The following is a 12,358-nucleotide window of genomic DNA, read 5'->3' on the forward strand; positions in this document are numbered from 1 at the left end:
CACACTGCGCATGGCACCGATAATCTCCGCGCCACTGCCAGCCCTTGGATGGGTGGCGCAGTACACCGCGCCCTGCTTTCCTGATGTCACCCCTTACATGGGGAACGGAGAAGACGCGGAAAGCGGCGGTTAAGAACCGCTAGAAGATAAGGAAAGATAAAGGCTAGCCAGCCTGCACGTTCTCGACGATCTGCTGAGCACGGCGCTTGAGAGCCCCTTTGCCGTTCTCCGCGTCGAACTTCATACGATCCCGCAACTCTTCCTTCACCTGCAAAGCAAGCTTGCCGGCCGAGAAGTCAACCACCGCCACGAGCATGTCTTGGAACTCCAGGTCGCCATGCCAGCATTGTATGGCCTCGTCGACAAGCGGCCAGACTTTCTCGGAACGGTTCTCCGTCGTGGCGCCCAGCTTGCATAGGAAGCGCATCGCGGCAAGGCGCACCGGGCCGCTCTCCTCGTCGAACAACGCAGCCTCGGCACCCGGCACGGCCTTGTCGCACGTGCGCGAGTCGCAATCCACCAATGCGGTAAGGATATCAAGGCATTCCCAGCGCGTTTGCGCTTCGGGACGGTTAAGCGCATCGACGAACGCCGATCCATGGGGAACGAGCATTTCGGGCGCCTCTTTGGCGACGATGGCAAGAGCCGATGCGGCGTTCTGACGGGCGCGTCGCGATCCTCCCGACAGAGCCTCCGTCAATTCGCCGAGCTTGGCCTCGTCGCGTATCGCGGATGCGGCCACCTTCGCTGCCTCTTGCGCCTTGTCGCTCACCAGACGTTCCTCCATCCTCGTTATCAAAAGCACGCAAACACCATGCCTAGCATTTCATTATACCCTCGCCCCGGCGAACCCCGCCTCCCCCGCGCAGAATAAACACGACCCGGAACGCGAACAAGCCCCCGCCCCCTAGAGGACCCCCCCCCCAACGCGAGCAGGCCCCCCGGGCCGTGTCGGTCCGGGGGCCTGCAGAATGCAAAAGCATCCTCCGCGAGCGCGACGCCCTATCCTCCCACGGACTGACTCCGCAGTACTTTCGGCGATGGCGGGCTTAACTTCCGAGTTCGGAATGGGATCGGGTGATCCCCGCCTCCATGGTCGCGCTCGCGGGGGATGCTCCCGCGGGCAGAATCTGCCCCGCCCAGGCGGCACCGCGCCACCCTGGCGGTCGCATAGCGCAGCATCGAGGACCGCGGAACGCGGACGTTCCTGCCTGTTGTGAAGAAGAGCTCGGGCTATTAGTAGCGCTCGGCTGAGCACGTTGCCGTGCTTGCACCTGCGCCCTATCGACCAGGTGGTCTACCTGGGCCCTTACCGAAGAGAAGACTCATCTTGGAGGCGGCTTCCCACTTAGATGCTTTCAGCGGTTATCCGTGCCGGACGTAGCTAGGCGGCGGTGCCGTTGGTCGACAACCGCTCCACCAGAGGTCCGTCCACCCCGGTCCTCTCGTACTAGGGGCAGATCTCCTCAATCTTCTTGCGCCTGCGGAGGATAGGGACCGAACTGTCTCACGACGTTCTGAACCCAGCTCGCGTACCGCTTTAAACGGCGAACAGCCGTACCCTTGGGACCGACTTCAGCCCCAGGATGCGATGAGCCGACATCGAGGTGCCAAACCTTGCCGTCGATGTGGACTCTTGGGCAAGATCAGCCTGTTATCCCCGGAGTACCTTTTATCCGTTGAGCGACGGCCATTCCACTCTGGGCCGCCGGATCACTAGAACCTGCTTTCGCACCTGCTCGGGTTGTGGCCCTCGCAGTCAAGCCCGCTTGCACTCTTGCGCTCTCGGGACGGTTGCCGACCGTCCTGAGCGGACCTTTGCGCGCCTCCGTTACATTTTGGGAGGCGACCGCCCCAGTCAAACTACCCGCCTGACACGGTCCCCGTGCCGGATCACGGCCACGGGTTAGGTCGCCGACACGACGAGGGCAGTATTCCAAGGCCGGCTCCACGGGAACTGGCGTCCCCGCTTCGAAGCCTCCTGCCTATCCTCTACGCGCCGAGCCAACGACCAATGTCAAGCTGCAGTAAAGGTTCACGGGGTCTTTCCGTCCTTCCGCAGGTAATTCGCATCTTCACGAATAATACAATTTCACCGGGTCCATGGTTGAGACAGCGCCCAAATCGTTACGCCATTCGTGCAGGTCGGAACTTACCCGACAAGGAATTTCGCTACCTTAGGACCGTTATAGTTACGGCCGCCGTTTACCGGGGCTTGGCTTCAGAGCTTCGCGTTTCCGCTAACCCATCCGCGTAACCTTCCGGCACCGGGCAGGCGTCAGACCCTATACGTCGCCTTGCGGCTTGGCAGAGTCCTGTGTTTTTGATAAACAGTCGCTTGGGCCGTTTCGCTGCGGCCCCTCCCCGCTCCGGCCGCGAGGGCCTTCACCGGGAAGGGCGCTCCTTCTCCCGAAGTTACGGAGCCAGTATGCCGAGTTCCTTAACCATGGTTCTCCCGATCGCCTCGGTATGTTCTACCCGCCTACCTGTGTCGGTTTTGGTACGGGCGCCGACAAAGCTCCCTAGAGGTTTTTCTCGGAAGCATGGGCTCGCCGACTTCGCCTGATGGCTTCGTCTCGCGTCTCGGGGCATGTGGCTCGCTGATTTCCATGCGAGCCCCCCTACGCGCTTTCACGGGGACGTCCAGAACCCCGCCCGGCTACCCTTCTCCGTCACCCCGTCGGTCAAACGCTCGTCAGCGGTACGGGAATGTCGACCCGTTGTGCATCGGCTACGCCTTCCGGCCTCGCCTTAGCTCCCGACTGACCCTGGGAGGATTAGCCTTGCCCAGGAACCCTTAGGCTTACGGCGGAGGGGTTTCTCGCCCCTCTCTCGTTACTCATGCCAGCATTCTCACTCCCATGCGGTCCACCGAGGGTCGCCCCTCGGCTTCGCCCCCCATGGGAAGCTCCCCTACCACTGATAGATCAGTCCGCCGCTTCGGTGTCATGCTTAGCCCCGTGAATTGTCGGCGCATGTCCACTTGACCAGTGAGCTGTTACGCACTCTTTAAATGCATGGCTGCTTCTAAGCCAACATCCTGGTTGTCTAGGCAAACGCACATCCTTTGCCACTCAGCATGAACTTGGGGACCTTAGCGGGCGGTCTGGGCTGTTTCCCTCTCGAGCACACAGCTTAGCCCACATGCTCTGACTCCCGGTCTCTTAAGTCGCGGTATTCGGAGTTTGGTTCTTTTCGGTAGGCGGTGAAGCCCCCTAGAAGATCCAGTGCTCTACCTCCGCGACTGAACGACCGAGGCTAGCCCTAAAGCTATTTCGGGGAGAACGAGATATCTCCGGGTTTGATTGGCCTTTCACCCCTATCCACGGGTCATCCCCTCCGTTTTCAACCGAAGTGGGTTCGGCCCTCCACGGGGTCTTACCCCCGCTTCAGCCTGCCCATGGATAGCTCACCCGGCTTCGCGTCTGCGGCAAGCGACTCTGTCGCCATCTTAAAGGCTCGCTTTCACTGCGGCTCGGTTCCAACCTTAACCTCGCCGCTTACCGCAACTCGCTGGCTCATTCTACAAAAGGCACGCCGTCACACTGCAGGAGTGCTCCGACTGCTTGTAGGCGCACGGTTTCAGGTACTGTTTCACTCCCCTCTCGGGGTGCTTTTCACCTTTCCCTCACGGTACTGGTTCGCTATCGGTCACAGGAGAGTATTCAGCCTTGGAGGGTGGTCCCCCCGGATTCGCACCGGGTTTCACGTGCCCGGCACTACTCGGGTGCCTTCCTCGGAGGCGTCGGGGTTTCGCGTACGGGGCTCTTACCCGCTGCGGCCGGCCTTTCCATGCCGTTCCGCTACCGCGACGCTTTGTAACTCCGTCCCAGGTCTGAGGCCCTGGGAGGGGAAGGTCCCACAACACCGCATGCAGCAACGCCCTCAAGCTTGCACGTGCATGGGTTTGGGCTGGTGCGCTTTCGCTCGCCGCTACTCGCGCAATCTCGGTTGATTTCTGTTCCTCCGGGTACTTAGATGTTTCAGTTCCCCGGGTTGCCTTCTCCCGCCCTATTTGATTCAGGCGGGGATGACCGGGCATGACCCCGGCCGGGTTCCCCCATTCGGAAACCTGCGGATCGAAGGGTGTTTGCCCCTCCCCGCAGACTATCGCGGCTTGCCGCGTCCTTCATCGGCTTCCTGTGCCAAGGCATCCGCCGTGCGCCCTTGACATCTTCTTCCTACAAGGTAATTCAGGTATCCATATCGTTCTTGTTCGCGATCGTTCAGATGCGAATCATATGACTATCGCTAATCATTGATTCTCATTTATATCGATGCTTTCGCTATGCAACTGTCAAGGTGCGCGGGCGCCCTCGGGCGCCTCGAGGGCGGGAGCCCTCGAAACCGGGTATTGCGAGCGACGACCGAAAGGGCCCTTGAATCAATAGGTTTTAAAATCTTCTTCCAGGCCATGGGAGCTGAAGCTCGACCATGTCCGGACACGTCAGTGTCTCCCTAGAAAGGAGGTGATCCAGCCGCACCTTCCGGTACGGCTACCTTGTTACGACTTCACCCCCCTTACCCTCCACACCTTCGACGCCTCCGCCCCTTGCGGGTTCGGCCGGCGGCTTCGGGTGCAGACGACTCGGGTGGTGTGACGGGCGGTGTGTACAAGGCCCGGGAACGTATTCACCGCGGCATGCTGATCCGCGATTACTAGCAACTCCGACTTCACGGAGGCGGGTTGCAGCCTCCGATCCGAACTGGGGCCGGCTTTGAGGGATTCGCTTCCTGTCGCCAGGTCGCGGCCCGTTGTACCGGCCATTGTAGCACGTGTGCAGCCCAGGGCATAAAGGGCATGATGACTTGACGTCGTCCCCACCTTCCTCCGGCTTGACGCCGGCAGTCCCATATGAGTCCCCAACTGAATGCTGGCAACATATGGCAGGGGTTGCGCTCGTTGCGGGACTTAACCCAACATCTCACGACACGAGCTGACGACAGCCATGCACCACCTGCGCTGGCTCCTCTCGGCCACCGGGTTTCCCCGGCTTCACCAGCATGTCAAGCCCTGGTAAGGTTCTTCGCGTTGCTTCGAATTAAGCCACATGCTCCGCTGCTTGTGCGGGCCCCCGTCAATTCCTTTGAGTTTTAGCCTTGCGGCCGTACTCCCCAGGCGGGGCGCTTAATGCGTTGGCTGCGGCACGGAGGGATGATCCCCCCACACCTAGCGCCCATCGTTTACGGCTGGGACTACCAGGGTATCTAATCCTGTTCGCTCCCCCAGCTTTCGCGCCTCAGCGTCAGTCGCGGCCCAGAAGACTGCCTTCGCCATCGGTGTTCTTCCCGATATCTGCGCATTCCACCGCTACACCGGGAATTCCATCTTCCTCTACCAGACTCGAGCCTGCCAGTTCGGAACCCGGCCGGGGGTTGAGCCCTCGGGTTAGAGGTTCCGCTTGACGGGCCGCCTACGCGCGCTTTACGCCCAATGAATCCGGATAACGCTCGCCCCCTACGTATTACCGCGGCTGCTGGCACGTAGTTAGCCGGGGCTTCTTCTGCAGGTACCGTCAACTTCTTCCCTGCTGAAAGCGGTTTACAACCCGAAGGCCTTCGTCCCGCACGCGGCGTTGCTGCGTCAGGGTTCCCCCCATTGCGCAAAATTCCCCACTGCTGCCTCCCGTAGGAGTCTGGGCCGTATCTCAGTCCCAATGTGGCCGGTCGGTCTCTCAACCCGGCTACCCATCGCAGGCACGGTGGGCCGTTGCCCCGCCGTCTACCTAATGGGCCGCGACCCCATCCCCCTCCGTCGGGGCTTTCCCGCCCCTCCCATGCGGGAGGGGCGGAGTATCCGGTATTAGCGCGGGTTTCCTCGCGTTATCCCGGGGAGGGGGGCAGGTTGGTCACGTGTTACTCACCCGTTCGCCACTCTATTCGCGCCCGAAGGCGCCTTAATCGTTCGACTTGCATGTGTTAGGCACGCCGCCAGCGTTCATCCTGAGCCAGGATCAAACTCTCCGTTTGAAGAGAGCGGCATCGCTGCCGCATCTGTTCGATCTTGGTTTTCGCCGGCTCCCCCGGCCCTTCGGTGGGCTGGGCTCGCCTGGCGGGCATCTCTCGATTCGATTCATCTCGCAATATCCGGTTTTCAAGGTTCCCGCCTCCCCTTCCGGGGGGCCTCGCCGCCTCCCTTCCGGGCGAGCGGCGCAAGGAGATACTTTACCTTCCCGTTGCCATCCTGTCAAGGACTTTTTTCAGGAACTTTCGAAGATTTTCGAGATGCCGTTGAAACGGACTCGCAATCTTCGTGCTCCTAAAAGCTCTCTTCAGAAGGAACGACCCACGCTCTCCTCAAGCGCGGGTTTTGTATAATACCGGTAAGCTATTACCAACGCAATGGGAAAATGCAAGTTTTTGAAAACTTTTCGACACCTTTTGGTAAAACGCCTGATGAAGCACTATTAAGCTTCAAGCTTATCGTGGATGGCGCCACATATCCTTCAAACTTGCGCTTATTCGGCGTGGTGACCCTTGCCCGAAGCGCCCTTTCCCTGGCCTACCCCCTGCCCGTGGCCGTTGCCAGAGGGGCCGTCGTGACCGGATCCCCAGCCTGCGCCGCCTTGCTGGCCGCCCTCCCCCTCTGGCTCGCCGCCTTCGAGGGCGGCGATACGGCTGCGCAGCTCATGCATGCTCATGGAGGCACAGTCTTCGAGCGTCAAGCTGCTGTCCAGCTCCAGCAGGCGGAGTGCCGCCTGATAGCGGCCTGCACCCATGCCGGCAGCCGAAGCGGCCGCGCGCGTCTCCGCGTCAACCGTATGACAGGAGCCCTCGCAAGGCAGGCTGCGCAGGCAGGCGTCGCTTTGCGTGCGCAGCGTGTCGGACTGGCCTGCATCGTTGGAAGCCACGCTTATCGCAATGTAGGCATCGCTTTCCAGGTAAGGCGCGAAGGCGGTGCTCGAGGTGAGCGTTGCCACGGCGCTGTCGTAGGGCTTTCCCGTAACCGATACGTCACGGAGCAGAGCCTCGCCGTCCTCGTTGTAGGCCTTCGCCGAGACAACGATGTCAAAGCGGTTGATGCCAAGCTCGATAGACGGATTCACATCGATGCCCACGAATGCCGTCTCCTCGAAGTACAGGCGGGAGCCTATGAGGCCCACGGCCGTCAGCGCCAAGCACGCTGCAAGGGCGATGGCGGCACGGCGCCACTTCACAATGCGCGGCGCAGGGGGCTTCGAAGGCAAAGCTTCCCTGGGCTGTACCAGATCGTCGATGGCGGCAAGCGTGCGCGCCCTCACTTCGGGAGGAAGCGACACCTCATCGAAGGCCTCGCGAACGCGTTGCTCCAAATCGTTCATGAGAGGGCCTCCTTCAGAAGCATCTTGCCACGTGCAATCCACGAGTACACGGTGTTGACGGGCGCGTCGACCATCGTCGCGATTTCCGGGGCGGTGTAGCCTTCATAGAGAGAAAGGTAGAGGGGCGTGCGCGGCGGGTCGGTCAGTCCGCGCAGGGCGTCCACGACCTCGCTCGAAAACGATGCGGGCTGCATCGCCTCGTCGCAGGACACGAGCTTGTCGCCGCAGGCGCCTTCGTCAAGGGGAACGTTCGCGCGGCTGGATGCCTTGAGCATGTCCTTGCAGGTGTTGGCAGCCACGCGAATGAGCCAGGCCTTGCGATGCTCGTCGTCGTTGAACGAGACGGTGTCGGCAAGGGCGTATTTGACCATGGTGTCCTGGAACGCATCCTGGGCATCGGCCGAAGCACGAAAGTAGAGGACGCACACACGCCACACCGTGGAGCCGTGAGCGTCCATCGCCTGCTCTATGTCCTCGTGCGGCCTCATGCCCTGCCCGGTGCGACGACGGCGCTAGCAGCCGCGGCCGTGATGGCCGCGGCCCGCGCCGGCCCCCTGGCCGTGACCGTGGCCGGCGCCGTTGCCCGGGCAGGTGCCTGCCTCGTAGTTGTCGCACGTGCCGTTGCCGTCCGCATCGACGTAGCCGGCACCCTGGCCACAGCCGTTGCCTTGACCGGCGCACGCGCCGCTGGCGTAGTTGTCGCAGACACCGTCGTTGTCGGCGTCGACATAGCCGCGATGGTGTCCGCCCTGCGCGCACGTGCCGGCTGCGTAGTTGTCGCAAACGCCATCGTTATCGGCATCGACATAGCCCGGACACGCGGGCGCGGCGGTCGATGCCGCCTCGACGGCCTTCTGCGCCGCCGGCGCCGAATCGGCAATCCCCCGCACGACGACAGGCTCCGTCGTCGTGGCGCCGCCCTGGGCGCTGGCGAAGGCGATGGTGGGCACGGCGGCAACTGCCAGCAACGCGACAAGGGCGATGGCGACGGTTCTCTTCTTCATGCTTCGGTCCTCCTGGTTGGTTCGGTTCGCTTCTTCCTTCACCGCTAACACGAGCGGGCGAGGCGAATCCTTGCAACGTTTTCCAAATTCTTTCCCTTGATGCGAAAAAGCCCGCCCCGCCAAGGGCGGAACGGGCCTTCGTCGGCAGATTTCCTAGACCAGGCGCACGAACTTGCGCTTGCCTACCTGGAGCGTGGCACCCGCCAGCATCGCCGGGTCCACGTTGTAGGACTTGGCGGGAACGGGCTCGCCGTTCACCTTCACGCCGCCGCCGTCGATGAGGCGCCGGGCCTCGCCGGCGCTGGCGGCCAGGCCCGCATCGGCGAGGAGCTTGGCCAGGTAGACGGTGCCCTCGTCGTTGGGGGCGAGGTCGGCCGCGAACTCGGGGATGTCGTCGGGCACGGCGTGCTGCTTGAACACGAGGTCGAACTGCTCCTCGGCCGCCTGCGCCGCGGCCTCGTCGTAGTAGGCCGCCACGATGTTGCGCGCCAGCGCGCGCTTCACCTTGTTGGGATGCAGCTCGTCGGCTGCCAGGCCGCGCTCGATCTCGTCGATCTCGCCCACCGGCAGCGCGGAGGCCAGGCGGTAGTACTTCACCATGAGCTCGTCGGGGATGGACATGACCTTGCCGAACATGTCGGCCGGCTCGTCGGTGAGGCCGATGTAGTTGCCGTAGCTCTTGGACATCTTCTGTACGCCGTCGGTGCCTTCGAGCAGGGGCAGCGTCAGGCACACCTGCGGCTCCATGCCCATCTTCTCCATGAGCTCGCGGCCGGCCAGCAGGTTGAACAGCTGGTCGGTGCCGCCGAGCTCCACGTCGGCCTCGATGACCACCGAGTCGTAGGCCTGCATGAGCGGGTAAAGGAACTCGTGCAGGCTGATGGACTGGTTCGACGTGTAGCGGTTGTGGAAGTCGTCGCGCTCGAGGATGCGGGCCACCGTGAAGTTGCTGGCCAGCTTCAAGAGGCCCTCCATGTTGAGGGACAGCAGCCACTCGGAGTTGTAGCGCAGCGTGGTCTTCTCGGGATCGAGGATCTTGAAGGCTTGGTCCACATAGGTTTGAGCGTTGGCCTTGATCTGCTCTGACGTGAGCTGCGGGCGCGTGGAGTTACGGCCCGACGGGTCGCCGATGAGCGCGGTGCCGTCGCCGATGATGAGCGTGACGCCATGGCCGAGATCCTGGAACTGGCGGAGCTTCCGCAGTGGCACGGCATGCCCGAGGTGGATGTCGGGTGCCGTGGGGTCCACGCCCAGCTTGATGTTGAGGGGCTTGCCGCGCTTGAGCTTCTCGAGCAGCGCGCTTTCCGGCACGATCTGCGCCGCGCCGGAGGCGATGGTGTGCAGTTGTTCTTCAGCGGATAGCATCGATCTCTCTCCTTACTATATATAGTGTTGGAGATTCTAGCACATCGGTGGTCGACAAGGGGCGTTTCACATGCCCGGGATTGCGGGGCCGGCTTGCGGGGGTGACATTATCCCCGTCCCTCTGTCACCCCCTGATCGTGGTGCTTCCCCCTTACGAAACCCCTCGGTAGAGGTGGCCGCTGGTGGTGCCGGGAGTCTTGGCGAGCGCATTGCCGTCGCGCTGGGCCACGTCGCGGGCGCGGACGGCGCGGGCCACGGCGGCGGCCGTCTCCTCGACGTTCATGAGCGTGGCATCCACCATGAGCCCCGAGAGGCCGGTTGCAATGAGGTCGGGGACCACCTGGGCCACGTCGAGCACCACGCCGTTGTACACGTGGCTGCGTCCCAGCGCATCGGTGACGACGGGGAACTCGTAGTCCTTGCGGTCCTTGAGGTAGTGCGGGCTCTTGCGGCGCGCGCACTCGTCGCATCGCTCGTTGCACGGTCCCTGGCTCATGAGCAGGCAGTGCTCGCACACCATGAGCTCCTGCGCCCCCATGATGGTCAGGCCGAGCGCGACGGGCGCGTTCTCGGCTAGGTCGGCCACCTGGCCGAGCGTGAGCTCGGGCGAGAGCCACACGCGCTCGACCCCCCAGTCGGCCATCGTTTCGAGCGAGAGGCGGTTCACAAGCGGCAGATGCGGGCCCGCCTCCACGACGGCGCCCAGCTCGGCGGCGCGCTGCACCGCGCCCAGGCTCTCTGCGAGCACGGGCTTCCCGGGCTTCACGTAGCGCCAGGGGTCGAAGCCGAGCAGATCCTCGCGGGTGCCGGCCACCGGGTCATGGTCGACCACGGGCAGCGCCGTGACGCACTGCTTCGGGTAGCCGGCCTGCTCTGCCGTGCCCGTGCGCTGGCCGGCGATGACCGCCTCGCCGCGCTTGTAGTTGAGGGCCGGAACGTAGACCGTATCGGCGCCGGCGCGCTTGGCGGCGCGCGCGCAGGCGGGGTTCGTCACCCATGCGGCAACCGTGCAGCCCCGGCGCTCGGCCGGAACCCGGCGGGGCCGCTCCTGCACGCGCGGCAGAGCGCGGTTGCGATAGGGGGCCAACAGGCTCGCGCTTAGGTTGTCGAGCGCGTCGGCGCGCACGCGGTGCAGCTGGGAGAAGCCGATGCCCACGTTCTCATCGAGGTCGATATCGAGCGCGTCGAGCTGGAACGGCGTCTGCCCGAGCCGGTCGATATGCGCCCGGACGTCCGTCGCGGCCACGGCCTTCGTACGCGCCGCCTCCACGACGTCGCCCTCCGCCACGCCGATGGCGCCGGCGACATCGGCCTCCGCGCCGGCGAGCCGAAACTCGATGCGCAGCGGCTCGCCGATGCGCAGCCGCGCCGAACCGACCACGCGCACGCGCGGCGCCAACGGGTCGTCGGCGAAGCCGGTGGCGGCGTTGCGCACGCGGAACACGCGGTCGCCCTTGCCCACCGCCCGCTGCGGAGCCGTGCACACGTTGCCCGCCTTGTCGGCCTCGAGAGGGCCGAGCGTGTGGGCGAAGCGACCCTTGTTCGTCCAGAATTCCAGCACGTCGCCCTCGTGCAGCTCCTCCTCGGCGGCGATGGCCGCCACCCCGTCGCGCGCGTAGGCCACGCGGCCCACGAAGGCGCCGCGGTTGTTGGGGCGCCCGTAGCTCATGATGTCGTTGCCGCGTTGGCCTGTCAGGTACGCCGTGGTGAATCCACGTGAGAACGCCTCCTCGAGCGCGCGGCGCTCATCGCCGGTGGCGCGCACGGGGCCATTCTCCGCCGCCTCGCCCATCGCATGCGCGGCCAGCACGCGGTCGAGCACCGCCCGGTAGGCGGACGTCACCGCGAACACGTAGTCGGCGGACTTCATGCGCCCCTCTATCTTGAGCGAGGCGGCACCGGCTGCCACCAGCTCGGGCATGAGGTCGATGGCGCAGAGATCCTGCGGCGAGAGCAGGTGCTCGCCCGGCGACGGCAGCTCCTTGCGCTGTGCGCGGTTGCGCAGCTCGTAGGGAAGCCGGCACGCCTGGGCGCACAGGCCCCGGTTCGCCGAGCGGCCGCCGATCATCGAGGACATGAAGCACTGGCCCGAATAGCACACGCACAGGGCGCCGTGGGCGAACGCCTCGACTTCCAGACCGAGGCCGGACGCAACGCCGGCCAGGTGCTCAACTTCTGCCAGGGACAGCTCGCGCGCGAGCGTCACGCGGCGCGCGCCCAGCTTGGCGGCCGCCTCGATGCCGGCTGCGTTGTGGGTGTTCATCTGCGTGGAGATATGCAGGCGCGCCTGGGGAAGCGACCGGGCGAGCTCGGCGGCCACGCCCACGTCCTGCACGATGAAGGCATCGGCGCCGGCCCGGTACGCCTGCCGCGCGCACTCCAGGGCGCGGTCGACCTCCGAGGGCAGGATGGCGGTGTTCAGCGTCACGTACACGCGCACGCCGCGCAGATGCGCGTAGTCGCAGGCCTCGCCAAGGGTCTCAAGCGTGAAGTTGTCGGCGTTGCGCCGTGCGTTGAACGCGTCCAATCCCAGGTAGACGGCATCCGCCCCACCTGCCACCGCCGCGTGCAGCGCCTCTGCGCCCCCCGCCGGGGCAAGCAGTTCCACGGACGGCAGCGCCGCGCCTTGCTGGTTCGACATAGTTGCTTCCTAACTGCGTATCTCATGCGACCGCACGTGCATTATGC

At 64.2% G+C, this 12,358-nt stretch carries 6 protein-coding genes and 3 rRNA genes; all 9 read right to left on the reverse strand.

From position 1 onward, the window contains the following. Positions 1 to 163: 163 nt before the first annotated feature. The 9 genes from BN3560_RS04175 to BN3560_RS04215 all read right to left on the reverse strand — a co-directional run bounded on the left by BN3560_RS04175 (position 164) and on the right by BN3560_RS04215 (position 12,311). Positions 164 to 772: a hypothetical protein gene (locus BN3560_RS04175; protein WP_096228577.1), complete on the reverse strand. Its 609-nt coding sequence runs from the start codon at positions 770 to 772 to the stop codon at positions 164 to 166. 217 nt (positions 773 to 989) lie between these two features. Continuing rightward, positions 990 to 1,104, reverse strand: a 5S ribosomal RNA gene (gene rrf, locus BN3560_RS04180). Positions 1,105 to 1,216: 112 nt separating this feature from the next. Then, positions 1,217 to 4,181, reverse strand: a 23S ribosomal RNA gene (locus BN3560_RS04185). 281 nt (positions 4,182 to 4,462) lie between these two features. Beyond that, positions 4,463 to 5,970: ribosomal RNA gene (locus BN3560_RS04190) — 16S ribosomal RNA — on the reverse strand. Together the 16S, 23S and 5S rRNA genes form the textbook arrangement of a ribosomal RNA operon. A gap of 488 nt (positions 5,971 to 6,458) precedes the next feature. Further along, a complete protein-coding gene (locus tag BN3560_RS04195; RefSeq protein WP_096227120.1) occupies positions 6,459 to 7,301 on the reverse strand; it encodes an anti-sigma-I factor RsgI family protein in 843 nt (280 codons plus the stop codon). Next, positions 7,298 to 7,789 carry an RNA polymerase sigma factor gene (locus BN3560_RS04200; protein ID WP_015538618.1) on the reverse strand — a complete coding sequence of 164 codons (492 nt, stop codon included), beginning with the start codon at positions 7,787 to 7,789 and terminating at the stop codon, positions 7,298 to 7,300. Before BN3560_RS04200 ends, BN3560_RS04195 begins: the two co-directional genes overlap by 4 nt. Positions 7,790 to 7,813: 24 nt before the next feature. Continuing rightward, positions 7,814 to 8,305 (reverse strand): hypothetical protein, encoded by a 492-nt coding sequence (locus BN3560_RS04205; RefSeq protein WP_096227121.1) that lies wholly within the window; start codon positions 8,303 to 8,305, stop codon positions 7,814 to 7,816. 153 nt (positions 8,306 to 8,458) lie between these two features. Further along, positions 8,459 to 9,670, reverse strand: a complete 1,212-nt coding sequence (gene tyrS, locus BN3560_RS04210; protein ID WP_096227122.1) for a tyrosine--tRNA ligase — start codon at positions 9,668 to 9,670, stop codon at positions 8,459 to 8,461. Positions 9,671 to 9,821: 151 nt separating this feature from the next. Continuing rightward, positions 9,822 to 12,311, reverse strand: coding sequence for a U32 family peptidase (locus tag BN3560_RS04215; RefSeq protein WP_096227123.1), 2,490 nt, complete (start codon positions 12,309 to 12,311; stop codon positions 9,822 to 9,824). Between the last annotated feature and the right edge of the window lie 47 nt (positions 12,312 to 12,358).

The organism is Gordonibacter urolithinfaciens, assembly GCF_900199375.1.
GTDB classification, from domain to species: Bacteria; Actinomycetota; Coriobacteriia; order Coriobacteriales; family Eggerthellaceae; genus Gordonibacter; species Gordonibacter urolithinfaciens.

What these genes read in the sequence shown, in the direction of transcription:
- BN3560_RS04200 (WP_015538618.1), bottom strand. Translation starts at nt 7,789, where the DNA reads ATGAGGCCGCACGAGGACATAGAGCAGGCGATGGACGCTCACGGCTCC.
- BN3560_RS04195 (WP_096227120.1), bottom strand. Translation starts at nt 7,301, where the DNA reads ATGAACGATTTGGAGCAACGCGTTCGCGAGGCCTTCGATGAGGTGTCG.
- BN3560_RS04205 (WP_096227121.1), bottom strand. Translation starts at nt 8,305, where the DNA reads ATGAAGAAGAGAACCGTCGCCATCGCCCTTGTCGCGTTGCTGGCAGTT.
- tyrS (WP_096227122.1), bottom strand. Translation starts at nt 9,670, where the DNA reads ATGCTATCCGCTGAAGAACAACTGCACACCATCGCCTCCGGCGCGGCG.
- BN3560_RS04215 (WP_096227123.1), bottom strand. Translation starts at nt 12,311, where the DNA reads ATGTCGAACCAGCAAGGCGCGGCGCTGCCGTCCGTGGAACTGCTTGCC.